This is a genomic window from Pseudomonas sp. Kh14 (genome assembly GCF_900291005.1).
Lineage (GTDB): Bacteria > Pseudomonadota > Gammaproteobacteria > Pseudomonadales > Pseudomonadaceae > Aquipseudomonas > Aquipseudomonas alloputida.
In genome coordinates this window covers 455,823-479,471 of sequence record NZ_OLKJ01000038.1, presented here as the reverse complement: position 1 = coordinate 479,471, position 23,649 = coordinate 455,823, and the positions used below count along the sequence as shown (strand labels likewise).

At 61.0% G+C, this 23,649-nt stretch carries 20 protein-coding genes; 10 read left to right on the top strand and 10 right to left on the bottom strand.

Going from position 1 to position 23,649, the window contains the following annotated elements; translation table 11 throughout:
- Positions 1-20: 20 nt before the first annotated feature.
- The 4 genes from FQ668_RS24615 to gpmI all read right to left on the bottom strand — a co-directional run bounded on the left by FQ668_RS24615 (position 21) and on the right by gpmI (position 5,340).
- Complete coding sequence (locus FQ668_RS24615) at positions 21-788, bottom strand: divergent polysaccharide deacetylase family protein (protein WP_014592694.1); 768 nt, start codon at positions 786-788, stop codon at positions 21-23.
- 8 nt (positions 789-796) lie between these two features.
- A complete protein-coding gene (locus FQ668_RS24610; RefSeq protein WP_004576741.1) occupies positions 797-2,113 on the bottom strand; it encodes a S41 family peptidase in 1,317 nt (438 codons plus the stop codon).
- A 234-nt stretch (positions 2,114-2,347) separates the two neighbouring features.
- Positions 2,348-3,664 carry a murein hydrolase activator EnvC gene (locus FQ668_RS24605; protein ID WP_019437764.1) on the bottom strand — a complete coding sequence of 439 codons (1,317 nt, stop codon included), beginning with the start codon at positions 3,662-3,664 and terminating at the stop codon, positions 2,348-2,350.
- 140 nt (positions 3,665-3,804) lie between these two features.
- On the bottom strand, positions 3,805-5,340 hold the full coding sequence (gpmI, locus tag FQ668_RS24600) for a 2,3-bisphosphoglycerate-independent phosphoglycerate mutase (RefSeq protein ID WP_010955606.1): 1,536 nt from the start codon (positions 5,338-5,340) through the stop codon (positions 3,805-3,807).
- A 207-nt stretch (positions 5,341-5,547) separates the two neighbouring features.
- Between gpmI and FQ668_RS24595 the strand changes: the two genes are divergently transcribed.
- Genes FQ668_RS24595 through secB form a run of 3 tightly spaced genes read left to right on the top strand, consistent with a single transcriptional unit; the run spans position 5,548 to position 6,742 of the window.
- Complete coding sequence (locus FQ668_RS24595; RefSeq protein WP_010955605.1) at positions 5,548-5,961, top strand: rhodanese-like domain-containing protein; 414 nt, start codon at positions 5,548-5,550, stop codon at positions 5,959-5,961.
- Between the two features lies 1 nt (position 5,962).
- Positions 5,963-6,217, top strand: a complete 255-nt coding sequence (gene grxC, locus FQ668_RS24590; RefSeq protein WP_003249204.1) for a glutaredoxin 3 — start codon at positions 5,963-5,965, stop codon at positions 6,215-6,217.
- 39 nt (positions 6,218-6,256) lie between these two features.
- The gene (secB, locus tag FQ668_RS24585) at positions 6,257-6,742 is read left to right on the top strand and encodes a protein-export chaperone SecB (protein ID WP_014592692.1); all 486 of its coding nucleotides are present in this window, start codon (positions 6,257-6,259) and stop codon (positions 6,740-6,742) included.
- Positions 6,743-6,896: 154 nt separating this feature from the next.
- On the opposite strand, the gene trmL is transcribed toward secB, so the two are convergent.
- On the bottom strand, positions 6,897-7,358 hold the full coding sequence (trmL, locus tag FQ668_RS24580; RefSeq protein ID WP_003249209.1) for a tRNA (uridine(34)/cytosine(34)/5-carboxymethylaminomethyluridine(34)-2'-O)-methyltransferase TrmL: 462 nt from the start codon (positions 7,356-7,358) through the stop codon (positions 6,897-6,899).
- On the opposite strand from trmL, the gene FQ668_RS24575 reads away from it, so the two are divergent.
- Entirely contained in the window at positions 7,357-7,794 is a 438-nt protein-coding gene (locus tag FQ668_RS24575; RefSeq protein ID WP_010955603.1) for a hypothetical protein, read from the top strand. The two genes, trmL and FQ668_RS24575, sit on opposite strands and share 2 nt — an antisense overlap.
- Positions 7,795-8,252: 458 nt before the next feature.
- Here FQ668_RS24575 and ntrC read toward each other — a convergent pair whose 3' ends face one another.
- The 4 genes from ntrC to glnA form a co-directional block, all read right to left on the bottom strand.
- Positions 8,253-9,689, bottom strand: a complete 1,437-nt coding sequence (gene ntrC, locus FQ668_RS24570) for a nitrogen regulation protein NR(I) (protein WP_010955601.1) — start codon at positions 9,687-9,689, stop codon at positions 8,253-8,255.
- Positions 9,686-10,771 carry a nitrogen regulation protein NR(II) gene (gene glnL, locus FQ668_RS24565; RefSeq protein ID WP_010955600.1) on the bottom strand — a complete coding sequence of 362 codons (1,086 nt, stop codon included), beginning with the start codon at positions 10,769-10,771 and terminating at the stop codon, positions 9,686-9,688. Before glnL ends, ntrC begins: the two co-directional genes overlap by 4 nt.
- A gap of 267 nt (positions 10,772-11,038) precedes the next feature.
- Positions 11,039-11,581 (bottom strand): gamma subclass chorismate mutase AroQ, encoded by a 543-nt coding sequence (gene aroQ / locus FQ668_RS24560; protein WP_019437301.1) that lies wholly within the window; start codon positions 11,579-11,581, stop codon positions 11,039-11,041.
- 148 nt (positions 11,582-11,729) lie between these two features.
- The gene (gene glnA / locus FQ668_RS24555) at positions 11,730-13,136 is read right to left on the bottom strand and encodes a type I glutamate--ammonia ligase (protein ID WP_003249219.1); all 1,407 of its coding nucleotides are present in this window, start codon (positions 13,134-13,136) and stop codon (positions 11,730-11,732) included.
- Positions 13,137-13,606: 470 nt separating this feature from the next.
- Between glnA and thiI the strand changes: the two genes are divergently transcribed.
- The 3 genes from thiI to FQ668_RS24540 all read left to right on the top strand — a co-directional run bounded on the left by thiI (position 13,607) and on the right by FQ668_RS24540 (position 18,617).
- Positions 13,607-15,061, top strand: coding sequence for a tRNA uracil 4-sulfurtransferase ThiI (gene thiI, locus FQ668_RS24550; RefSeq protein WP_014592690.1), 1,455 nt, complete (start codon positions 13,607-13,609; stop codon positions 15,059-15,061).
- A 128-nt stretch (positions 15,062-15,189) separates the two neighbouring features.
- The gene (gene typA, locus FQ668_RS24545) at positions 15,190-17,010 is read left to right on the top strand and encodes a translational GTPase TypA (protein WP_010955599.1); all 1,821 of its coding nucleotides are present in this window, start codon (positions 15,190-15,192) and stop codon (positions 17,008-17,010) included.
- 185 nt (positions 17,011-17,195) lie between these two features.
- Positions 17,196-18,617 (top strand): PhoPQ-activated pathogenicity-related family protein, encoded by a 1,422-nt coding sequence (locus FQ668_RS24540; RefSeq protein ID WP_014592689.1) that lies wholly within the window; start codon positions 17,196-17,198, stop codon positions 18,615-18,617.
- A gap of 98 nt (positions 18,618-18,715) precedes the next feature.
- On the opposite strand, the gene FQ668_RS24535 is transcribed toward FQ668_RS24540, so the two are convergent.
- On the bottom strand, positions 18,716-19,120 hold the full coding sequence (locus FQ668_RS24535) for a YkgJ family cysteine cluster protein (RefSeq protein WP_003249225.1): 405 nt from the start codon (positions 19,118-19,120) through the stop codon (positions 18,716-18,718).
- Between the two features lie 184 nt (positions 19,121-19,304).
- Between FQ668_RS24535 and FQ668_RS24530 the strand changes: the two genes are divergently transcribed.
- The 3 genes from FQ668_RS24530 (at position 19,305) to FQ668_RS24520 (ending at position 23,603) form a co-directional block, all read left to right on the top strand.
- Complete coding sequence (locus tag FQ668_RS24530; protein ID WP_014592687.1) at positions 19,305-21,755, top strand: glycogen/starch/alpha-glucan phosphorylase; 2,451 nt, start codon at positions 19,305-19,307, stop codon at positions 21,753-21,755.
- Positions 21,756-21,992: 237 nt separating this feature from the next.
- A complete protein-coding gene (locus FQ668_RS24525) occupies positions 21,993-23,003 on the top strand; it encodes a class 1 fructose-bisphosphatase (RefSeq protein WP_010955595.1) in 1,011 nt (336 codons plus the stop codon).
- Between the two features lie 3 nt (positions 23,004-23,006).
- Positions 23,007-23,603, top strand: coding sequence for a DUF924 family protein (locus tag FQ668_RS24520; protein ID WP_014592686.1), 597 nt, complete (start codon positions 23,007-23,009; stop codon positions 23,601-23,603).
- Positions 23,604-23,649 lie beyond the last annotated feature (46 nt).

The following is a 23,649-nucleotide window of genomic DNA, read 5'->3' as shown; positions in this document are numbered from 1 at the left end:
ACGAGGCGCGAACCTCGAGCTCAGCGGTTGCTGTAGCGGCCGTGCTTGCCATGTGCAGGCATGGCCTGGTTGCTCCGCTCGGCGATCATCTGATTCAAGCCGATCAGGGTAATGCCTTGCCTCTTCAGGCCTGGCAGTTCGCGCTCCAGTACCTCGAGCGTTTGTGGGTAAGGGTGCCCGATCAACACCACCGAGCCTTGCTTGCTGGCCAGCGCAATACCTTGATGAAGTTGCCTGGTAATTGCCTCGGTGGTACGCACATCGTCGAGAAACACATCGCGCGAGACATGTGCCAAGCCTTGTGCCTGCGCTTCGGCAGCTGCCACCGTGGCCGCGCTGGTACGGCTGTCGACAAAGAACAGATGGCGCTGCTGCAGCTCGCCCATCAGCCAAGCCATGGGCTGGCGTTGGGCGGTCATGCGGCTGCCCATGTGGTTGTTGATGCCGGCGGCGTAGGGCACCTTGGCTAGCGCAGTGTCGAGCCGCCTGGCCAGCTCCGTCAGCGGAACCTCCGGGTGCCAGGCATAGGGCCCGGTGGCCGGGTCCATAGGCATGTGCAGGATCACCGTCTTGCCGGCCTTGTGCGCCTGGCGAGCAAAGTCAGTGGCATGCGGGGTGTCGGGCATGATCGCCATGGTCACTGGCCCGGGCAGGGCCAGGGTACGGTTGTCACGCTCGGCGCTCTGGCCCAGGTCGTCGATGATGATGCTCATGTAGGCCTTGTTGGCCGGCGCCGCTTGCGCGATTCCGGCCATCAGGCAAAACAACAGACACAGCAGATAACGCATAGGGTGGCTCAGTCGCCCTTGGTGATGTTCAGGCCCTTGAGCAGGCTCAGTGCCTGGCTCAGCTGGAAGTCGTCATCCTGCGGGCGCTCCTTGCGCTTGCTGCTGCCGGTCGGGCGGTCGGCGCCGCCGTTGCCGTTGCCCAGGTGGCCCTGCAGGTCGGCTTCCTTGAAGTTTTCGGTGTCGGCTTCGGCGGTGAGCTTGGCCGGGCGCACCTCGATGTCCGGGACGATGCCCTGGGCCTGGATCGAGCGGCCGTTGGGGGTGTAGTACAGCGCAGTGGTGAGCTTCAGGGCGCGGTCGTTGGCCAGTGGAAGCACGGTCTGCACCGAGCCTTTGCCGAAACTGTCGGTACCCATCAGCACGGCGCGCTTCTGGTCCTGCAGGGCGCCGGCGACAATTTCCGATGCCGATGCACTGCCACCGTTGATCAGTACCACCAGCGGCACGCCTGCGCTGGCATCGGCCGGGTCGGCCGAGAAACGCAGCTCGGAGTTGGCGATGCGGCCCTTGGTGTAGACGATCAGACCTTTGGTCAGGAAGTGGTCGGCCACTTCCACTGCCGATTGCAGCACGCCGCCTGGGTTGTTGCGCAGGTCCAGCACCACCCCGCGCAGCTTCTTGCCGTTGTCCTTGCGCAGCTTGGCCAGGGCCTTGCCCACTTCGTCACCGGTCTTGACCTGGAACTGGGTGATACGGATGTAGCCGTAGTCGTTCTCCAGTAGCTGGCTCTTCACGCTTTTGACCTGAATGACTGCACGGGTCAGGTTCACGTCGAACGGGTTGCCGCCGTCGCGCACCAAGGTCAGGGTGATCTTCTCGCCGACCTTGCCGCGCATCTTGTCGACGGCTTCGGTCATGGTCTGGCCGCGGGTCGGGGCACCGTTGATCTTGACGATCAGGTCACCAGCCTGCACGCCGGCCCGCGAGGCTGGGGTGTCGTCGATTGGCGAGACCACCTTGATGAAGCCGTCTTCCTGGCCTACTTCAATGCCCAGCCCGCCGAACTCGCCGCTGGTGCTTTCCTGAAGCTCCTGGAAGTCCTCAGGGCCGAGGTAGGCGGAATGCGGGTCAAGGTTGCTAAGCATGCCCTTGATGGCGTTTTCCAGCAGGGTCTTGTCGTCTACCGGTTCGACGTAGGCAGCTTTGATGCGGTCCAGGACCTCGGCGAAGGTGCGCAGTTCTTCCAGCGGCAGTGGCGCCTTGGCGGTCACCTCGGTGGCTGGCACTGCAGCGGCCTTGGCCGGCTCTGCGGCGGTGGCCAGGGGCGCGCCGACCGCCAGGGCGATGGACAGGGCCAGCTGGGTGAGACGAGGCGAGTGCAGCATGTCGAACGAACTCCTGATCCTGTAAGCGCTCCCTGGGGAGCATCGGCGCAGCACTCAGGCTGCGCCGTAGAAATGTGACTAGGCTTTGTACGAAAAGCCTTGATACTTGTTCATGCTGCGTTGAAAACAGCCTCGGAATGCTCATGTACTCCAGTACAGTCGGGCGCGACCCCGGCCGTTCCTCGGCTTTTTTCGCCTTGCCTGACCTGCGTCTCAAGACTTTTCGTACAGAGCCTAGCCCCGGCACCACTGCGAAGGGTCGGTAGGCCGGCCCTGCTGGCGGATAGCGAAATACAAGCCTGCCGCGTCCTGGCCACCGCTGTCGCCAACGGTGGAAATGGCCTCACCGGCCTTGACGATATCACCGGCATTCTTGAGCAGGCTCTGGTTGTGGCCGTACAGGCTCAGGTAACCGTTGCCATGGTCGAGAATGACCAGAAGCCCGGCACCGCGCAACCAGTCCGCGAATACCACACGCCCGCCGTGCACGGCACGTACCTGGGTGCCTGGGTTGGCGCTGATCATAACCCCGTCCCACTTGGCACGGGCGTCGCTACCGCGGGCATCACCGAAGCGTGCCAGCAATCGACCATTGACTGGCCATGGAAGTTTGCCCCGCGCAGCAGAAAATGCGCCGCCGTAATTCGCGCCATCGCTGGAAACCATCGGCCCGAGGGTGGTGCGGGCCTTTTTCGGCGGTTCCACTGGCTCTGCGGGCTCACGGGCCCGGTCGCGGGCAGCGGCGGCGGCCAGCGCTTCCTGCTGGCGGCGTTTTTCTGCTTCCTGCTGTGCCAGCAGGGCCTTCTTGCGTGCCTCTTCAGCTTCACGCGCCTGGCGGGCGAGGGTTTCCTCGATGGTCTTCAGGACTTTGGCCAGGTCGGCCTGGTCCTGTTCGCGCGCTTGCAGCTTCTGATCGCGGTCCTTCACATCGCTGTTGAGCTTTGCCAGTACCTGCTGGCGCTTGGCGCGCTCGTTTTCCAAGGCCTGGCGGCGGCTGTCGAGGTCGGTGCGCTGGGCCAGCAGTTGTTGTTGCTGGCTGGAAATTTCCTGTTCGACGTTGGCCAGTTGGCGCAACGTCTCGTTGAAGGTGCGCAATTGCTCCAGGCGCGCCTTGCTCAGGTAGTCGTAATAGGTGAGGGTGCGGGCGAATTTCTCGGGGTTCTGCTGGTTGAGCAGCAGCTTGAGGTATTCCTCGCGACCGTTGTTCTGGTAGGCCGAACGGGCCTGAATGGCGATCAGTCGTTGTTGTTCAACGCGGGCGCTCTGGAGTTTTTTTTTCTCGGTATCAAGGCGCTCCAGCTCGCCTTCAGTCTTTTTTAGTTCTTGCTGCAGGGCCTCCACCTGCTTTTCGAGGTTACCGATGTCGGTTTCGGTGGCTTTGAGGTCTTTTTGCACACCGGCCTTTTCTTCCTGGAGCTTGCTCAGCGTTTTCTTGAGCTCGGCAATGTCCTGGCGGGTGGCATCCAGTTGCTGCTGGGTCTGCGCACGCTCATCGGCGAAGGCCGGGCTGAGCAGGCAAGACAGGGCTAGGAGGATCAGGGCGCGAAGCATGGGGTTTGGCGTACCAAGGATGGAGACTGGCCTAGTATGCCCGCCTGGGCAGGCAAAAAAAACGCCTCGCTGCGGATGCAGGGGGGCGTTTGTCTGGAATTCATGTGCAATTGGGGCTGCAACGCAGCCCCTTTCGACATTCAGGCGTCGACCAGAATCGAGGTACCGGTCATTTCCACCGGCTTTTCCAGCCCCAGCAGCTTCAGCATGGTTGGCGCCACGTCGGCCAGCACGCCGCCCTCACGCACTTTCACGTTGCGCTTGCCCACATAGATGAACGGTACCGGCTCGGTAGTGTGTGCGGTGTGCGCCTGGCCGGTGCACTCGTCTTCCATCTGCTCGACGTTGCCGTGGTCAGCGGTGATCAGCGCTTCGCCGCCCACTTTGTCCAGCGCGTCGACAATGCGCCCTACACAGGTATCCAGTGCTTCGACGGCCTTGACCGCTGCCTCGAACACGCCGGTGTGGCCGACCATGTCGCCGTTGGCGTAGTTGACCACGATGACGTCGAAGCGCTGCTGTTCGATGGCTTCGACGATGCGATCGGTCACCTCTGGTGCGCTCATTTCCGGTTGCAGGTCATAGGTGGCGACCTTCGGCGACGGGATCAGGATGCGTTCTTCGCCTTCAAACGGCTCTTCACGGCCACCAGAGAAGAAGAAGGTGACGTGGGCGTATTTCTCGGTTTCGGCGATGCGCAGTTGGGTCTTGCCGTTTTTCGCCAGGTATTCGCCCAGTACGTTGTTCAGGCTGGACGGGGCAAAGGCTGCTGGTGCCGGGATCTTCGCCGAATACTGGGTCAGGCCGATGTACGCCGCCATCTTCGGCAGGCGCGCACGGGCGAATTCCGTGAAGTCTGGCTCTACGAATGCACGCGACAGTTCGCGAGCGCGGTCGGCGCGGAAGTTCATGAAAATCACGGCATCGCCATCTTCGACCTTGACGGCTTCGCCAATGCGCGTGGCCTTGACGAACTCGTCGCTTTCGTCGCGGGCGTAAGCGGCTTCAAGGCCAGCCAGGGCCGTGTCAGCGGTGTATTCGGCAGCGCTATCGACGATGAGGTTGTAGGCGGCGCTGACGCGGTCCCAGCGATTGTCTCGGTCCATGGCGTAGTAGCGGCCAATCAGGCTGGCGATACGGCCCTTGCCCAGTTTGGCGAAGGTGGCGTCGAGCAGTTCGATGGACGACTGCGCGCTGCGTGGCGGGGTGTCCCGGCCATCGAGGAAGGCGTGCAGGTAGATCTTTTCAGCGCCACGCTGGGCGGCCAGTTCGGCCATGGCCACCAAGTGGTCCTGGTGGCTGTGTACGCCACCATCGGACAGCAGGCCGAGGATGTGCACGGCTTTGCCAGCACCGACTGCCTTGTCCACAGCACCGGTCAGTACCGGGTTTTCGAAGAACTCGCCGTCGCGGATGGCCTTGGTCACCCGAGTGAAGTCCTGATAGACGACGCGACCTGCGCCGAGGTTCATATGACCGACTTCGGAGTTGCCCATTTGCCCGTCCGGCAGGCCGACATCCATGCCCGAGCCGGAAATAAGGCCGTGCGGCTGGGTGGCGCACAGGCGGTCATAGACCGGTTTATTGGCGGCAAAGATGGCGTTGTGTTCGGGGATATCGCTATGGCCGAAGCCATCCAGGATAATCAGGACCAGGGGTTTGGGCGTGCTCGTCATCAATCAAACTCACGGTTGTTCAAAGATGATAAAGACACGCATTTTAGGGCAAATACGCCACCTGCGGCTAATATTCGTCCCATTCCACCGACCGGCGCACCTGTAGTAGCAACATGAAGGTGGTTTTGTGGCCGGCCCGTCGGGCTTTGGTGGCACCAAGGGGCTGTGTATACTGGCCGGCATTTTCAATCGCCTGGAACACCGCTGATGGTTGCTCACCTGATTCAATTCGCGACAGATCACTACATCCTGGTTGCGATCTTCCTCATTCTGCTGGTCTTGCTGCTCATCAATGAAATCCGTCGTGGTGGCCAGAGCCTGACTAATGGCCAACTGACAGCCCTGGTCAATGCCGAGAAGGCCCTGGTGATCGACATTCGCCCGGCCAAGGAATACTCCGCCGGTCATATCGTCGGCGCTGTGAACATCCCGCAGGACAAGCTGGCCAACCGCATGACCGAGCTGGGCAAGCATAAAGAAAAGACCTTGATCGTCGTCGACGCGATGGGCCAGCAGTCCGGCACCATTTGCCGCGAGCTGCTCAAAGCTGGTTACAACGCCGCCAAACTGAGCGGTGGCGTTTCCAGCTGGAAAGCCGATAACCTGCCCCTGGTGAAGTGATATGAAGCCTGTCATCGTCTACTCCAGCGACTACTGCCCCTACTGCATGCGCGCCAAGTACCTGCTCGAGAGTAAGGGCGTGGCCTTCGAGGAAATCAAGGTCGACGGCAAGCCGCAGGTTCGCGCCGAGATGAGTCAGAAAGCCGGCCGTACGTCGGTGCCGCAGATCTGGATCGGCAGCACCCATGTCGGTGGATGCGATGACCTCTATGCCCTGGAGCGCGCGGGCAAGCTCGACGCGTTGCTGGCGGCCTGATTTGCACTGCATTCAAAAACATTAGGATAAGGATCTGACATGACTGACCAACAGACCAACGGCGCTGCTGCAGAAGACAACAGCCCTCAGTTCTCCCTGCAACGTATTTATGTGCGCGACCTGTCGTTCGAGGCCCCGAAAAGCCCGCAGATCTTCCGTCAGACCTGGGAACCGAGCGTTGCCCTGGACCTGAACACCAAGCAGAAATCCCTGGAAGGCGACTTCCACGAGGTCGTACTGACCCTGTCGGTTACCGTCAAGAACGGTGACGAAGTGGCCTTCATTGCTGAAGTGCAGCAGGCCGGTATCTTCCTGATCGCCAACCTCGATGCGGCTTCGATGAGCCACACCCTGGGTGCGTTCTGCCCGAACATCCTGTTCCCTTATGCTCGTGAGGCCCTGGACAGCCTGGTGACCCGCGGTTCGTTCCCGGCGCTGATGCTGTCGCCGGTCAACTTCGACGCCCTGTACGCGCAAGAAATGCAGCGTATGCAGGAAGCGGGTGAAGCGCCTACTGTGCAGTAATAACTGCCGGTATCAAGAAAGCGCCTTTCGGGCGCTTTTTTGTTGCCTGTGTGGGCCTCTTCGCGGGTAAACCCGCTCCTACAGGGGATCGCGCCGTTCCCTCGACCTGTGTAGGAGCGGGTTTACCCGCGAAGAGGCCCACACAGGCAACACATCAGCTCCCGGCAAACCCGTTCTGCCGCCACGCCTCATACACCGTCACCGCCACGGTATTGGACAGGTTCAGGCTACGGCACCCTGGCCGCATCGGCAGGCGCAGTCGGTGCTCGGCCGGCAGGCTGTCCAACACCTCGGCCGGCAGCCCGCGGCTCTCTGGCCCGAACAGGAAGGCGTCGCCTGGCTGGAAGGCCACTTCGTGGAACGGGTGCGAGCCCTTGGTGGTAAAGGCGAACAACCGTGGGTTGCCAAGGCTTTCCAGGCATCCGGCCAAGCTCTCGTGGCGCTTGAGCGTGGCATACTCGTGGTAGTCCAGCCCTGCGCGGCGCAGGCGCTTGTCATCCAGTTCGAAGCTGATGGGTTCGATCAGGTGCAGGGCGCAGCCGCTGTTGGCGCATAGGCGAATGATGTTGCCGGTATTCGGCGGAATTTCTGGTTGGAAAAGGATGACGTGAAACATGCACGGCTCCAAACGTGAAGATGACGGGCATTCTACCCCTGAACCGGACGTGCGTTCGAAGGCCTTCCCACGGGTGATGCTGTCATTGGCGATCGTTGGCTTGATGGTAGGGCTGATGATCGGTCGCCTGACTACACCGGACGAGCGTGAGCTGCAGCAGGTGCAAGTGATGCAGGATGGCCTGGAGCTGTGGTTCAACGAAGAGCCCAAGCTGCATGGCGAGAACGTGGAAGGGACGGTGGCGTTGCTGTTTCAGGCCCAGGGCAAGGCTCAGCAAGGGCAGCTCAGCCTGCAGGGCAAGCCGGTTAGCTGGCGGGTACAGCACAGCAAGGAAGGTTTGTTGCTGACGGTGGTGGCCGCGCGCCCTCTGCACGGCGAATGGGCCGGTGCAGAGGACGCTGGGCGCTGGCGGGTGCAAGTGAAACTGCACGAATAAAAGAGGGGATATCCCGGCCTGCCTGTACCAGGGTCCCCAAAAGGGGTACTGCGTATAAAGGGGGGATTTCCCGGCCTGCCTGTACCGAGGTCCCCAAAAGCGGCGGTGCTGCAAATAAAAGAGGGGTTCACCCGGCCTGCCTGTACCAGGGCCCCCGAAACTGGAGATGTATTGCTTATTGCAGGGGGCGTGCCAGTTTTGCAAAAGCCGTGAATACTGGGCTTTGCGGGTTATTTGGCCGGATTTTGAGGGGATTTGTGCCTTCGAGAGGTGCAGCCGGCACAGGAACGGTGCATTCAGAAGGCTGAAATGGCTGGGGCCGCTTTGCGCCCCATCGCGGCACAAGGCCGCTCCCTCAGGATCGCATCAGCCTGGGGGCAGAAGTGATCCTGTGGGAGCGGCCTTGTGTCGCGATGGGCTGCAAAGCAGCCCCAGCAATCTAGAAGCTAATTCAGAGCTCAGTGGTCATCACCTTCCTCATCATCCCCCCCAGCCACATTCATCCCCAGTTCCTTGATCTTGCGTGTCAGGGTATTGCGCCCCCAACCCAGCAACAGCGCCGCATCGCGACGGCGGCCGGCGGTGTGCTTGAGTGCTGTTTCGATCATGATCCGCTCAAAGCTCGGCACTGCGCTGTCCAGCAGGCTGGTCTGCCCGCGCGCCAAGGCCTGGTCGGCCCACTGGCGCAGGGCCTGCTCCCAGTTGGTCACCGGCGCGGCATCGTGTGGCAGGTTCAGCAGTTCTGGTGGCAGGTCGCCGATCAGCACTTCGCGGCTGGAGGCCATCACGGTGATCCAGCGGCAGGTGTTCTCCATCTGCCGCACATTGCCAGGCCATGGCAGGTTGCGGATGAACTCTTCGGTTTCCGGCTTGAGGATCTTCGGCTCGACTGCCAGCTCCTGGGCCGCCCGTGCAAGGAAGTGGCGGGCGAGGGCGGGGATATCTTCGCGGCGGTCAGCCAGGCGCGGAATGTGGATACGGATCACGTTCAGGCGGTGGAACAAGTCCTCACGGAACTTGCCGGCCTGAACCAGTGACTCCAGGTTCTGGTGGGTGGCGGCGATGATGCGCACGTCGACTTTGACCGGCACATGGCCGCCTACGCGGTAGAACTCGCCATCGGCCAGCACACGCAACAGGCGGGTCTGGGTGTCGGCAGGCATGTCCCCGATCTCGTCGAGGAACAGCGTGCCACCATCGGCTTGCTCGAAACGGCCGCGACGCAAGTTGGCAGCACCTGTGAAGGCGCCTTTCTCATGGCCGAACAGCTCCGACTCCATCAAGTCCTTGGGGATGGCGGCCATGTTCAGGGCAATGAACGGCGATGCTGCTCGTGGGCTGTGCCGGTGCAGGGCGTGGGCCACCAGTTCTTTGCCGGTGCCGGACTCGCCATTGATCAGCACGGTGATGTTGGAGTGGCTGAGGCGGCCGATGGCGCGGAACACCTCCTGCATCGCCGGGGCTTCACCAATGATCTCCGGGGTGCGCGCCAGGTTCTGTGGCACATCCAGGCCTTGCTGCTCCTGGGCGTGCTGGTTGGCGCGCTTGACCAGTGATACCGCTTCGTCGACGTCGAATGGCTTGGGCAGGTACTCGAAGGCACCGCCTTGGTACGAGGCCACGGCGCTGTCCAGGTCGGAGTGGGCGGTCATGATGATGACCGGCAGGCGCGGATGCTGCTCGCGGATCTGCGCCAGCAGGTCGAGGCCGCTGGTGCCAGGCATGCGAATGTCGGAAATGATCACGTCGGGTTGCTGGCGTGCCAGGCGTCCCATGACACCGTCTGCGCTGTCGAAGCTCTGGGTGGTCATGCCTTCCTGTTGCAGGGCTTTTTCCAGGACCCAGCGGATGGAGCGATCATCGTCGACGATCCATACGGTTTCACTTCGGCTCATGAGGCGGTGGCTCCTTGTTCCAGAGGCAGGTAAATCGAGAAGGCGGTATGGCCAGCGTGGCTTTCACACTCGATCAGGCCCTGGTGCTGGCTGATGATGTTCTGGGTAATGGCCAGGCCCAGCCCGGTACCGTCCGGGCGGCCACTGACCATGGGATAGAAGAGGGTTTCCTGCAGTTCCGGCGGGATGCCCGGGCCGTTGTCGATGATCTCTACCCGCGCTACCAAGCGGTGACGCACGTGGCCGATGGTGAACTGGCGCAGGGCGCGGCTGCGCAAGGTGATGCGACCCAGGCGCAGCTCATTCTGCGAGCTGATCGCCTGCATGGCGTTGCGCACGATGTTGAGTACGGCCTGAATCATCTGTTCTCGGTCGATCAGCACGTCCGGCAGGCTTGGGTCGTAATCGCGCACCAAAGTGATGCACCCCTGGCTTTCGGCATCGACCAGGCTGCACACCCGCTCCAGCACTTCGTGAATATTGGTCATGGCCAGCGACGGCAGCTTGTTCGAGCCGAGCATGCGGTCGACCAGGTTACGCAAACGGTCCGCCTCTTCGATGATCACGTTGGTGTAGTCGCGCAGCCCTTCCTCGGGCAGTTCGCGGGCCAGTAGCTGGGCCGCTCCGCGGATGCCGCCAAGGGGGTTCTTGATTTCGTGGGCCAGGCCGCGCACCAGCATCTTGGTGGTTTCTTGCTTGCTCAGTTGGGCCTCTTCCTTGGTGATGCGCAGCAGCCGGTCCCGCGGGTGCACTTCGAGCAACAGCAGGGTCTGGCCTTGATGCAGTATCGGCGTTACCGCGTAGTCGACGGTGATGGTCTGCCCGGTCAGCGATGTAAGCTGCGCTTCACGCTTGGTGAATGGGTGCGCCTGCTCGACCGCCTGGCGCAGCGAACTGAGCGCCTCGGTCGATTCGGTGAACAGCTCGCTGATGAACTGCCCATGGCTGCGCTGGCCACTGACGGCCAGCAGCATTTCTGCCGCCGGGTTCATGTACTCCAGGCGCAGCTCGGCGTTGAGCAGCAACGTGGCGGTGGTCAGGTTGTCCAGAAGCAGACGGTGCTGTGCATCGCTGATGGTCATAAGGCGTCGTTGACCTCGTTTGGCGCTTGCCTGGCACTTGGGGCCAGATCCGAGCGTGCTGTGGATCCGCTGATGCGAGACTCTCTTCCTGCAAAAAATGCAAGAAACAAACCAAGGCTCCGAAAAGAAGCGGAAATAGCTGAGAAAGGCCTGGATTTGCGCTCAATCGGATCAAAATTTGCTGAGCGGGCGCTCCGCGCGACCTGTTTTGGGGTGCATGGCGGAGCGTTTGGCGTTGTTATGCACCAATATAGAGCATTGGCGCGCCTAGTGTTTCGGGCACAGCTGTGCGGTTGCGCGGACCAGGGTGAGGTGGCGTATCGGGTCATTGGTGCGGGCGTGCAGGGCGTTGGCGAGTTTACGCGCGCAGTCCTCTGGAGGGTGCCGGTCGAAGCGCCCCAACTCGAATAGAAGCGTTGTCTGAAGCTTGTCCAGGCGAGGCCGCAGTTGGTCGACCAAATCAAGGACGGCTGCTGATGGCCTCTGCTCTAGCGTGACCCAGCGATCGAGCAAGGTGTATTGCATCAGCTTGTTGGCCTCGATCTGGTCGCTGAAGAAAGCTGCGGCGCGTTCAGGGCTGAGGTCATGGTCGGCAGCCTGCTGGCGCACCAGGGCAAGGACTTCGCGCTCGCGCTCGGGCGCTGCTACGGCAAGGTTGTGTTCCCACTTGTGCAGTGCAACCGAGCTGGCCAGGTCCAGTCGGTACTCGATGTTGGACAGGAGTGGGTTGAATTCAGGCTGGGAGGCTTCAGGAGCGATACAGCCGATCAAGGCAAACGGCAAGCAAAGTGACGTGATGGCCAGGCGCATGGTGTTCTCCATACAGAGGGAGAATGGATTGTGCGCAGTTGACCAACTGCTGCTTGTAGGGGCGTTCTGATTCGCATGTATGAAAACAAAAACGGCCTCCCGAGGGAGGCCGTTGTGATCATGTCATCGGCGCGAGGCGCCAATCAGATCAGCAGCTGTAGTACAGCTCGTATTCCAGCGGGTGTACGAAGGTACGGACCTTGATTTCTTCTTCGCTCTTCAGCTCGATGAAGGCATCGATGAAGTCGTCGGAGAACACGCCGCCCTTGGTCAGGAACGCACGGCCTTTATCCAGCTCTTCCAGAGCTTCTTTCAGGCTGCCGCACACTTGCGGGATGTTCTTGGCTTCTTCTGGCGGCAGGTCGTACAGGTTCTTGTCGGCCGCGTCGCCTGGGTGGATCTTGTTCTGGATGCCGTCCAGGCCAGCCATCAGCAGGGCCGCGAACGCCAGGTACGGGTTGGCCGATGGGTCCGGGAAGCGTGCTTCGATACGGCGGGCTTTCGGGCTGCCAACGTAAGGAATACGGATCGAGGCGGAACGGTTGCGAGCCGAGTAGGCCAGCATTACCGGGGCTTCGAAGCCTGGAACCAGACGCTTGTACGAGTTGGTCGACGGGTTGGTGAAGCCGTTCAGGGCCTTACCGTGCTTGATGATACCGCCGATGAAGTACAGGGCGGTGTCGGACAGGCCGGCATAGCCTTCACCCGAGAAGGTGTTCTTGCCGTCTTTCCAGATCGACATGTGCACGTGCATGCCCGAGCCGTTGTCGCCGTACAGTGGCTTCGGCATGAAGGTGGCGGTACGGCCGTAAGCATCGGCAACGTTGTGCACGACGTATTTCAGCGCCTGTACTTCGTCAGCCTTCTTCACCAGGGTGTTGAACTTGACGCCGATTTCGTTCTGGCCGGCAGTCGCCACTTCGTGGTGGTGAACTTCAACGGTCTGGCCCATTTCTTCCAGGGCGTTGCACATGGCAGTACGGATTTCATGGTCGTGGTCGAACGGCGGAACCGGGAAGTAGCCGCCTTTCACGCCTGGACGGTGGCCTTTGTTGCCGCCTTCCACGTCAGCGCCGGTCATCCACGAGCCCTGCTCGGAGAAGATCTTGAACATCGAACCGGAGATGTCCGAGTGGAACTTCACTTCGTCGAAGATGAAGAACTCAGGCTCTGGGCCGGCGAATACGGTGTCACCGATGCCGGTGCTCTTCAGGTACTCTTCAGCGCGCTTGGCGATGGCGCGTGGGTCGCGGTCGTAGCCCTGCATGCTCGACGGGTCGACGATGTCGCAGGTGATGATCAGGGTTGGTTCTTCGGTGAACGGGTCCAGAACGGCGGTTTCGTCGACCGGCATCAGGATCATGTCGGACGCTTCGATGCCTTTCCAGCCAGCGATGGAGGAACCGTCGAACATCTTGCCGACTTCGAAGAAGTCTTCGTCCAGCGCATCACGCGACGGCATGGTCACGTGGTGCTGAATGCCTTTGGTGTCCGTGAAACGCAGATCAATCCACTTGACGTCATGATCTTTGATGAGTTGAACCGACTTCGACATGTTGTCCTCCGGATGGTCTAGAGCGCGGTGGGCCGCTGCCCTGGAAAAAGGGTGTTGCCGGGCGCGGATAGTCGGCCAAGCTTACCTGCCTCACAAGGGAGCAAATTGCATGCCAGTGCCCGAAAATGGCGAGGGTGGGATAAAAGGGGGCGTTTGCGGGCATTTGGCGTTGGGTTAGCGGGTAAAAGTGCACCCTTACGATGCGTTTTTTGATCGTATCGCACCAATAGGGTGCGTTGCATAAGTGGTGTGCCAGCTTCTTGGGCCTCTTCGCGGGTAAACCCGCTCCTACGGGCTTTGCACCGCCCGTAGGCGCGGGTTTACCCACGAAAGGGCCGGAACAGGCACTGCAAAACCTGGCCTCTGCATTTATCTCAAAGCTTCTGATCAAAAGTTGGTCAAATCCTGAGCAATTTCCGATATAATTCGCGCCCCTCATTTTCGGCAGGCCCTGCGCGCGCTGTTAACCAATGAAACTTATCGTCAAAGTCTTCCCAGAAATCACCATCAAAAGCCGGCCGGTGCGCAAGCGCTTCATCCGCCAGCTTGGCAAGAACATCCGCAACGTGCTCAAGGATCTCGACCCTGAGCTCGCGGTCGATGGTGTCTGGGACAATCTCGAGGTGGTCACCCGCGTCGAAGACGAAAAAGTCCAGCGCGAGATGATCGAACGCCTCACCTGCACCCCGGGTATCACCCACTTCCTGCAGGTAGAGGAATACCCGCTGGGTGACTTCGACGACATCGTCGCCAAGTGCAAGCACCACTTCGGCCACCTGCTGGCCGGCAAGCACTTCGCCGTGCGCTGCAAGCGCGGTGGCCACCATGACTTCACCTCGATGGACGTCGACCGTTACGTCGGCAGCCAGCTGCGCCAGCAGTGTGGCGCCGCCGGGATCGAGCTGAAAAAGCCTGAAGTGCTGGTGCGCATCGAAATCCGCGACCAGCGCCTGTACGTGATCCACAACCAGCACAATGGCATCGGCGGTTATCCGCTGGGTGCCCTGGAGCAGACCCTGGTGCTGATGTCGGGTGGTTTCGACTCCACCGTTGCGGCGTACCAGATGATGCGCCGCGGCCTGATGACCCACTTCTGCTTCTTCAACCTCGGCGGCCGTGCCCACGAGCTGGGCGTGATGGAAGTGGCCCACTACCTGTGGAAAAAGTACGGCAGCAGCCAGCGCGTCCTGTTCATCAGCGTGCCGTTCGAAGAAGTGGTTGGCGAGATCCTCAACAAGGTCGACAACAGCTACATGGGCGTGACCCTCAAGCGCATGATGCTGCGCGGCGCCGCCCATATGGCCGACCGCCTGCAGATCGACGCGCTGGTGACCGGCGAAGCGATTTCCCAGGTGTCCAGCCAGACCCTGCCGAACCTGTCGATCATCGACTCGGCCACCGACAAGCTGGTGCTGCGCCCGCTGCTGGCCAGCCACAAGCAGGACATCATCGACCAGGCCACCGAAATCGGCACCGCGGACTTTGCCAAACACATGCCGGAGTACTGCGGCGTGATCTCGGTAAACCCGACCACCCATGCCAAGCGTCACCGCATGGAGCACGAAGAAAAGCAGTTCGACATGGCCGTGCTGGAGCGCGCTCTTGAGCGCGCCAAGTTCATTTCCATCGACCATGTGATCGATGAGCTGGGCAAGGACATCGAAATCGAGGAAGTGGCCGAGGCGCTGCCAGGCCAGATCGTCATCGACATTCGCCACCCCGATGCCCAGGAAGACGAACCTCTGGTGCTGGAAGGTATCGAAGTCCAGACCATGCCGTTCTACGCCATCAACAGCAAGTTCAAGCACCTGGACCCCACGCGCCAGTACTTGCTGTATTGCGACAAGGGTGTGATGAGCCGTTTGCACGCACACCATCTGCTCAGTGAGGGACATGCCAATGTGCGTGTTTATCGTCCGACATAAGACGCCGGGGCTGTATGGCGGCAGTATTCGCCATCGCCCTCCCGACCGCCGGGCCCGCTGAGCCTTAAACGGTACATATTGGCCGCCTACACTGGGCGGCAACCGAATCCTCTGATCGAGATACACTTGTGATCGAAAATCTGCGTAACATCGCCATCATCGCCCACGTTGACCATGGTAAAACCACTCTGGTCGACAAACTCCTGCGTCAGTCCGGCACTCTGGAGCGTAACGAGCTCAACGACGAGCGCGTCATGGACTCCAACGACCAGGAAAAAGAGCGCGGTATTACCATTCTGGCGAAAAACACCGCCATCAACTGGAACGGCTACCACATCAACATCGTCGACACCCCCGGCCACGCCGACTTCGGTGGCGAGGTTGAGCGTGTAATGTCGATGGTCGACTCCGTGCTGCTGCTGGTCGACGCCCAGGACGGCCCGATGCCGCAAACCCGCTTCGTGACCAAGAAGGCTTTCGAAGCCGGCCTGAAGCCAATCGTCGTGATCAACAAGGTTGACCGTCCGGGCGCACGTCCTGACTGGGTTCTGGACCAGATCTTCGACCTGTTCGACAACCTCGGTGCTACCGACGAACAGCTGGACTTCAAAGTGGTCTACGCCTCGGCCCTGAACGGCATTGCCGGCCTGGACCACACTGCCATGGCCGAAGACATGACCCCGCTGTACCAGTCGATCGTCGACAACGTACCAGCTCCGTCTGTTGACCGCGACGGCCCGTTCCAGATGCAGATCTCCGCACTGGACTACAACAGCTTCCTCGGCGTTATCGGTGTTGGCCGTATCGCCCGTGGCCGCGTCAAGCCGAACACCCCGGTTGTCGCCATCGACACCAACGGCAAGAAGCGCAACGGCCGTATCCTGAAGCTGATGGGTCACCACGGTCTGCACCGCGTTGACGTCGAAGAAGCCCAGGCTGGCGATATCGTCTGCATCAGCGGTTTCGATGAGCTGTTCATCTCCGACACCCTGTGCGCCCCGGATGCGGTAGAAGCGATGAAGCCGCTGACCGTTGACGAGCCGACCGTTTCGATGACCTTCCAGGTCAACGACTCGCCGTTCTGCGGTAAAGAAGGCAAGTTCGTCACCAGCCGTAACATCAAGGACCGTCTGGACAAGGAGCTGCTGTACAACGTTGCCCTGCGCGTTCAGGAGACCGACTCCCCTGACAAGTTCAAGGTTTCGGGCCGTGGTGAGCTGCACCTGTCGGTGCTGATCGAAACCATGCGTCGTGAAGGCTTCGAAATGGCCGTGGGCCGTCCTGAAGTGATCATCCGCGAAGTCGACGGCGTGAAGCAGGAGCCGTTCGAGAACGTCACCATCGACATCCCTGAAGAATCCCAGGGCAAGGTCATGGAAGAGATGGGTCTGCGTAAAGGCGACCTGACCAACATGGTTCCGGATGGCAAGGGCCGCGTTCGTCTGGAGTACAACATTCCAGCCCGTGGTCTGATCGGTTTCCGTAACCAGTTCCTGACCCTGACCAACGGTGCAGGCATCCTGACCTCGATCTTCGATCGCTACGACACCATGAAGTCGGGCCAGATGTCCGGCCGCCTCAACGGCGTACTGGTTTCGGTCGAGACCGGCAAGGCACTGACCTACTCGCTGGAAACCCTGCAGGCTCGCGGCAAGCTGTTCGTTGAACACGGCCAGGAGATCTACAACGGTCAGATCATCGGCCTGAACAGCCGTGACAACGACCTGGGCGTGAACCCGACCAAAGGCAAGAAGCTCGACAACATGCGTGCTTCGGGCAAAGACGAAGTCATCGCCCTGGTACCGCCAGTTCGCCACACCCTCGAGCAGGCCCTGGAATTCATCCAGGACGACGAGCTGTGCGAAGTGACGCCTAAGTCGATCCGTCTGCGCAAGAAGATCCTGGACGAAGGCGAGCGTACCCGCGCAGCCAAGAAAGCCAAGAACTGAGTTAGCTCAGGCTGAATGAAAACGCCCCCGGTCGAAAGGCCGGGGGCGTTTTTGTTTGCCTTGTGGAAAGCTCCAGTAGGAAGCGACTGTGTTTTGCAGGTGCTTGTTCGACGGCAAACCGAGGAGCCTTGTGACAATCAGAAGCCGTGCTTAGGTTGGCTGGCTCTTTCTTTGGAGCTTGGAACATGAATTGTCGTTACCTGTTGTTTATTCCGTGTCTCGCCGTCAGTTTTCAGGCCAGTGCCCAGCAGGCGTGTAGCGCGTTGCGACCGCAGGAAATAGCCCGCTGTCATGTCGAGAAGGTGAGACAGGCACCCTTGCAGTACCAGTTGGAGCAGAAGACACCCGCACAGGGCTATACGCTGTATAAATACCGGATGACCTCACAGACCTGGTCGCCTGAGCCCGTTGTTGAGCCCCGCCTGTGGGAGCACCGCGTCGAACTGTTCGTGCCAGACGTGGCATTGGCGGAGAAAGCGTTGGTAGTAGTCAATAACGGTGTGAGGTTTGGTGAGGAACAACAAATCCCTGACTACTCGTCCGAGGCGTTGAGTGCCATTGCCGTGCAGACACAGACTGTTGTGGCGTCGATCAGCGATGTGCCCAACCAGTATGTGACCTTCCGTGATGCACAAGCGCCGATGCGCGAGGATGATGCCGTGGCCCACACCTGGGCGCATTGGCTGCGTAACGAAGCGGCTGCCCCGGAGCTGCCGCTGCATGTGCCAATGGCCGCTGTCGCCAGCAGGGGCATGGACCTCATGGCTGACGCGTTGCCCGAGCTACGCCTCGAACAGTTCATCATCACCGGTGCCTCGAAACGCGGTTGGAGTGCATGGCTGACGGCCATGGCCGATGATCGGGTAGTTGCCATCGTGCCCAGCGTCATCGATGTTGCCGACACTTCCAGCATGCTGGAGGGCTTGCGCAAGCGGTACGGTGGTTCATGGCCATTGGCGCTTTGGCCCTATCAGGCTGCGGAGGTATTGCAGCAGTTGGGCAGCCCGGCCTTCGCTCGGTTGATGGCACTGATGGACCCGATGCAGTACCTGGATGAGCCGGGTGCTCGCCTGAAGATACCGAAATACCTGGTGTCCGCCAGCGGGGATGATTTCTTCGCCCCTGATCACGCCACGGACTACCTGCAGCGCCTGCCTGGCCAGACCAGCCTCAGGGTGCTGCCGAACTCGGACCATGGGGGCGTGCGTGCGCATGTTGTCACTACCCTCGTGCCGATGGTTCAGCGTATCCAGGCCAGCCTGCCGATGCCTCGCGTGCAAGTGGCTCCGGGCGAAGGAGCTGCGCATGTGCTGGTACGGCTTTCGGAAATGCCTGTAGCAGTTAAGGTATGGACTGCGGCTAACCCCTTGGATCGGGACTTCCGCCATGCCTGTGGGGTACGCTACACATCGCAGACGATCATCCCCAGTGAGGCGTTCAGCCTTGACTGGGCGCCGCCGGCGCAAGGCTGGCAGGCGCGGTTCGTAGAGGCGCGGTTTGCTGATGGTTTCGTTGTCACCAGCCCGGTCAGCGTTTTGCCGCAGACTTATCCTGAGCATCCACCAGCGGATCAGGGTGGTGCTTGCCGGAGCTTCCCCGCTGGTTGAAATGGGAGCGGTGGGTTCAGTGCTTCATGCCCAACTCGGCATCGCCACAGAATCGAGCGCCGCCCGCGCGGCGCTCGATTTATGCCCCGGCGCAAGACTCAACGCCCAACCACCTTGGGCTTGTAGGCGCAATACCCCGGCCGTGGCCCGACCTTGGGGTGGTTGCGGCAGGTATCCGGGCGCTTGTCATAAATGGTGCATAGCCGGCTTTTACGATCCAGGTACATGCAGTCGTCGTTGCTCATCCGGGTCAGGGTGAAGATCCCGGACTTCTGGTTGAAGCGCTCGATGATGCCTTCTTTTTGCAGGCGCTTGGCCACGTTCTTGGGGGGTTCGTCTTTTTCGAACTCGTCGACCACGCCGATACGGATCAGATCCTTGATCTTCACCTCCACCGGCAGGGTGCAGCAGGTCGAATGGCAGCCATGGCACATGTTGCTGGTATAGCGCTGCCAGGTCTCCAGGCGGTCGACTTCGGCCGCGGCGATCAGGGTCGTTTTCATCTTTATAGGGTGGATCACGGTCTTGGGGCGCGCGATGATACCGGAATTGTTCAATTTATGAACAACCTTTTGCCGGAATCGCAGAGTGGGCATGAAAACTGCGAACCGTAACTGTCGCTCTCTGTCGAAGGGTCTAGTCTGAACACTCTCCCTCCGCTTTCGTCAACTTGCCCGAGGATGCCGCATGTCCCAGGAACCCAAAGCACGTGACGCCGAAGTCGCGGATTTTCGCGCTGCTGTACTGAACAAGCTGACCTACGCGGTCGGCAAGGACCCCGAGCACGCCTTCGACCATGACTGGTTCGAAGCCATTGCTCTGGCCGCGCGCGATCACATGGTCGACCACTGGATGGATCACACCCGGCAGGCCTATCGGCGCAGCCAGAAGCGTGTCTACTACCTTTCCCTGGAGTTTCTCATCGGCCGCTTGCTGTACGACAGCCTGAGCAACCTAGGCCTGCTGGACGTCGCCCGCGATGCGCTGGAAGGGCTGAATGTGGACCTCGAACGCATTCGCCTGCTCGAGCCGGACGCCGCGCTGGGCAATGGTGGCCTTGGCCGTCTGGCTGCGTGCTTCATGGAGAGCATGTCTACTCTGGGTATCGCTGCCCATGGTTACGGCATCCGCTACGAGCACGGGCTGTTCCGTCAGGCCGTGGTCGATGGCTGGCAGCAGGAACAGACCGAAAACTGGCTGGATTTCGGCAACCCCTGGGAGTTCGAGCGCGCCGAGGTGATCTACCCGATCAGCTTTGGCGGCAGTGTCGAAACGGTGCACGATGCAAGCGGTAGCCAGCGCCAGGTATGGTGGCCGGGCGAGACGGTGCGAGCGGTGGCCTACGACACGCCGGTAGTCGGCTGGCGTGGATCCAGCGTCAACACCCTGCGCCTGTGGCGTGCGCGGGCGCTGGAAGAGCTGCACCTGGAGCGCTTCAACGCCGGTGACCACTTGGGGGCTGTGGCTGAAGTGGCGCGTGCCGAGAGCATTTCGCGTGTGCTTTACCCCGCCGACAGTACCGAGGCCGGTCAGGAACTGCGCCTTCGCCAGGAGTACTTCTTCGTCTCGGCTTCGCTGCAGGACTTGCTGCGGCGCCACCTGAACATGCACAAGGACCTGCTCAACCTGCCTGAGGCAGCGGCCATCCAGCTAAACGACACCCACCCTTCGATTGCGGTGGCGGAGCTGATGCGGTTGCTGGTGGATCAGCACGAAGTGCCTTGGGAAAAGGCCTGGGAGCTGACCGTCGGCACGCTCGCCTACACCAACCATACCCTGTTGCCAGAAGCCCTGGAAACCTGGCCGGTAGCGCTGATGGAGCGCATGCTGCCGCGGCACATGCAGATCATCTACCTGATCAATGCCTACCATATCGATGCGTTGCGGGCCAAAGGCCTGCACGATTTCGACGTGCTGCGCGCGGTTTCGCTGATCGAGGAAGACAACGGCCGACGGGTGCGCATGGGCAATCTGGCGTTTCTCGGCTCGCACAGCGTCAACGGTGTGTCGGCGCTGCACAGCAAGTTGATGAAGAGCACGGTGTTCTCCGAGCTGCACAAGCTTTACCCGCAACGGATCAACAACAAGACCAACGGCATTACCTTCCGCCGCTGGTTGTACCAGTCCAACCCTCAGCTGACCGAGATGCTGGTCGAGGCGCTTGGGCCGGAACTCAAGGACGACCCGCAGACGCTTCTGGCGGGCCTGGTGCCGTTCGCCGACAAACCCGGTTTCCGCAAGCAGTTCGCTGCCCAGCGGCTGCACAGCAAGCGTGCCCTGGCCAGCATCATTCAGGATCGCATCGGCGTCACGGTCAACCCCGAGGCGTTATTCGACGTTCAGGTCAAACGCATTCACGAATACAAGCGCCAGTTGCTCAACCTGCTGCACACCGTTGCACTGTACCAGGCCATACGCAACGACCCCGGCACCAACTGGGTGCCGCGGGTGAAGATCTTCGCTGGCAAGGCTGCGGCCAGTTACCACCAGGCCAAACTGATCATCAAGCTGGCCAACGACATCGCCCGGGTGGTGAACAACGACCCGACAGTGCGCGGCCTGCTGAAGGTGGTGTTCCTGCCCAACTACAACGTCAGCCTGGCCGAGAGCATCATCCCGGCGGCAGACCTTTCCGAGCAGATATCCACCGCGGGTTACGAAGCTTCCGGTACCAGCAACATGAAGTTCGGCCTCAATGGTGCGCTGACCATTGGCACCCTGGATGGCGCCAACGTGGAGATGTGCGAACAGGTGGGGGCCGACAACATGTTCATCTTTGGCCTGACCGCGCAGCAGGTTGAAGCGCGCAAGCGTGCTGGTGATTTTGGCGCCAGTGCTGCCATAGCCGCTTCCAACCGCCTGACCGATGTGTTGCAGGCCATTCGCAGTGGTGTGTTCTCGCCAGACGACCCTTCCCGGTACACCGGGTTGATCGACGGCCTGGTGGCCTACGATCGCTTCCTGGTGTGTGCCGATTTCGATGCCTACTGGGATGCTCAGCGCCGGGTCGAGGATCTGTGGCACACACCGCAGGAGTGGTGGCGCAAGGCGGTGCTCAATACCGCGCGGATGGGCTGGTTCTCGTCGGATCGGACCATTCGCGAGTATGCGACCGAGATCTGGAAGGCGCTGGATTGAGGCAGGCCTGTGCTGGCTTGATCGCGGGTAAACCCGCTCCTGCAGGGCCTTCATAAGCCTGTAGGCGCGGGCGCGCCCGCGAATCGCCCCACAACCAGACCACCGGCCTGGCGAAGGCTGAACTACCGACCTATTGTGCCGTCTGAGAGCCGTGGCGAGTCTCATCACTCGCTAGCCCGTCACTCTCCCTGTAAACTGCGTGGGTTTTTCATCCCCCCAATCCGTTCGGAGCCATACATGTCCCGCGTTACCCTGAGTCGCTATCTGATTGAGCAGACCCGCAGCAACAATACCCCTGCCGATCTGCGCTTCCTGATCGAAGTGGTAGCGCGTGCGTGCAAGGAAATCAGCCATCACGTGTCCAAAGGCGCCCTCGGTGGTGTGCTGGGCAGCATGGGCACTGAAAACGTGCAGGGCGAGGTCCAGAAGAAACTGGACGTGATTTCCAACGATATCCTGCTGGAAGCCAACGAGTGGGGCGGTCACCTGGCTGGCATGGCTTCCGAAGAAATGGACAACGCGTACCAGATCCCGGGCAGGTACCCGAAAGGCGCCTACCTGCTGGTCTTCGACCCGCTGGACGGTTCGTCGAACATCGACGTCAACGTGTCGGTCGGTACCATCTTCTCGGTTCTGCGTTGCCCTAACCAGTACCTGAGCCAGAACGAAAGCCTCAACGAAGAAGCGTTCCTGCAGCCAGGTACCGAGCAGGTTGCTGCCGGTTATGCCATCTACGGCCCGCAGACCATGCTGATCCTGACCCTGGGCAACGGCGTCAAGGGCTTCACCCTGGATCGCGAACTGGGCAGCTTCGTGCTGACCCACGAAAACATCCGCGTACCGGAGACCACCGCCGAGTTCGCCATCAACATGTCCAACCAGCGCCACTGGGAAGCCCCGGTACAGCGCTATGTGGGCGAACTGCTGGCAGGCGAGACCGGCCCGCTGAAGAAGAACTACAACATGCGCTGGATCGCCTCGATGGTGGCCGACGTGCACCGCATCCTGACCCGTGGCGGCCTGTTCATGTACCCACGTGACGCCCGCGAACCAAGCAAGCCGGGCAAGTTGCGCCTGATGTACGAAGCCAACCCGATGTCGTTCATCATCGAACAGGCCGGTGGCGCTTCCACCAACGGTTACGATCGCATCCTCGACATCAAGCCAGAAAGCCTGCACCAGCGCGTGTCGGTGATTCTCGGCTCGAAGGAAGAGGTCGAGCGCGTTACCGCTTACCACAAGGAGTAAATCATGCTCGCACCTTGGCAGCCGTTGCTGGAATGGTGGTTCGGTTGGGGCACCAGTGCCCAGGCCGTGGCTGACGAGAAGAGCACGCTGTGGTTCGGCAAGCATTACGATGCCGACGCCCATGCGCTTTTTGGCGACTTGGTCGAGCACGCCCTGGCGGGTGGGCTCGAAGAGTGGCAGCAAAGCCCGCAGGGCTGGCTGGGCCTGCTGATTTTGCTCGACCAGCTGCCACGCATGATCTACCGCGACACGCCGCGTGCCTTCGAGGGCGACCGGCGTGCTCAGGTGGTGGCCATGCAGGGCCTGCAGAAGGGCTGGGATTACCAGCTGCTGCCGATCCAGCGCGTGTTCGTGCTGCTGGTACTGGAGCATGCCGAAGTGCTGGACTGGCAGAACCTGTGCGTTGAGCGTTATCGAATGCTGCTGGACGAACAGCCCGAGGCCAACCGCCGGCTGTTCGAAGGCTTCCTCGACTATGCCGAACAGCACCAGCGCGTAATTGCCCGCTTCGGGCGCTTCCCGCACCGCAACCTGGTGCTGGAGCGGCCGAGCACCAGCGAAGAGATGGACTTTTTGCTGGAGCCTGGGTCCCGGTTCTAAGGCCCAAGGGGCCTGCTGCGCAGGCATCGCGACGCAAGGCCGCTCC

Excerpts from the sequence above, each read along its gene's own strand:
- FQ668_RS24615 (WP_014592694.1), bottom strand. The coding sequence starts at position 788 with ATGCGTTATCTGCTGTGTCTGTTGTTTTGCCTGATGGCCGGAATCGCG.
- FQ668_RS24610 (WP_004576741.1), bottom strand. The coding sequence starts at position 2,113 with ATGCTGCACTCGCCTCGTCTCACCCAGCTGGCCCTGTCCATCGCCCTG.
- FQ668_RS24605 (WP_019437764.1), bottom strand. The coding sequence starts at position 3,664 with ATGCTTCGCGCCCTGATCCTCCTAGCCCTGTCTTGCCTGCTCAGCCCG.
- gpmI (WP_010955606.1), bottom strand. The coding sequence starts at position 5,340 with ATGACGAGCACGCCCAAACCCCTGGTCCTGATTATCCTGGATGGCTTC.
- FQ668_RS24595 (WP_010955605.1), top strand. The coding sequence starts at position 5,548 with ATGGTTGCTCACCTGATTCAATTCGCGACAGATCACTACATCCTGGTT.
- grxC (WP_003249204.1), top strand. The coding sequence starts at position 5,963 with ATGAAGCCTGTCATCGTCTACTCCAGCGACTACTGCCCCTACTGCATG.
- secB (WP_014592692.1), top strand. The coding sequence starts at position 6,257 with ATGACTGACCAACAGACCAACGGCGCTGCTGCAGAAGACAACAGCCCT.
- FQ668_RS24575 (WP_010955603.1), top strand. The coding sequence starts at position 7,357 with ATGCACGGCTCCAAACGTGAAGATGACGGGCATTCTACCCCTGAACCG.
- trmL (WP_003249209.1), bottom strand. The coding sequence starts at position 7,358 with ATGTTTCACGTCATCCTTTTCCAACCAGAAATTCCGCCGAATACCGGC.
- ntrC (WP_010955601.1), bottom strand. The coding sequence starts at position 9,689 with ATGAGCCGAAGTGAAACCGTATGGATCGTCGACGATGATCGCTCCATC.
- glnL (WP_010955600.1), bottom strand. The coding sequence starts at position 10,771 with ATGACCATCAGCGATGCACAGCACCGTCTGCTTCTGGACAACCTGACC.
- aroQ (WP_019437301.1), bottom strand. The coding sequence starts at position 11,581 with ATGCGCCTGGCCATCACGTCACTTTGCTTGCCGTTTGCCTTGATCGGC.
- glnA (WP_003249219.1), bottom strand. The coding sequence starts at position 13,136 with ATGTCGAAGTCGGTTCAACTCATCAAAGATCATGACGTCAAGTGGATT.
- thiI (WP_014592690.1), top strand. The coding sequence starts at position 13,607 with ATGAAACTTATCGTCAAAGTCTTCCCAGAAATCACCATCAAAAGCCGG.
- FQ668_RS24540 (WP_014592689.1), top strand. The coding sequence starts at position 17,196 with ATGAATTGTCGTTACCTGTTGTTTATTCCGTGTCTCGCCGTCAGTTTT.
- FQ668_RS24535 (WP_003249225.1), bottom strand. The coding sequence starts at position 19,120 with ATGAAAACGACCCTGATCGCCGCGGCCGAAGTCGACCGCCTGGAGACC.
- FQ668_RS24530 (WP_014592687.1), top strand. The coding sequence starts at position 19,305 with ATGTCCCAGGAACCCAAAGCACGTGACGCCGAAGTCGCGGATTTTCGC.
- FQ668_RS24525 (WP_010955595.1), top strand. The coding sequence starts at position 21,993 with ATGTCCCGCGTTACCCTGAGTCGCTATCTGATTGAGCAGACCCGCAGC.
- FQ668_RS24520 (WP_014592686.1), top strand. The coding sequence starts at position 23,007 with ATGCTCGCACCTTGGCAGCCGTTGCTGGAATGGTGGTTCGGTTGGGGC.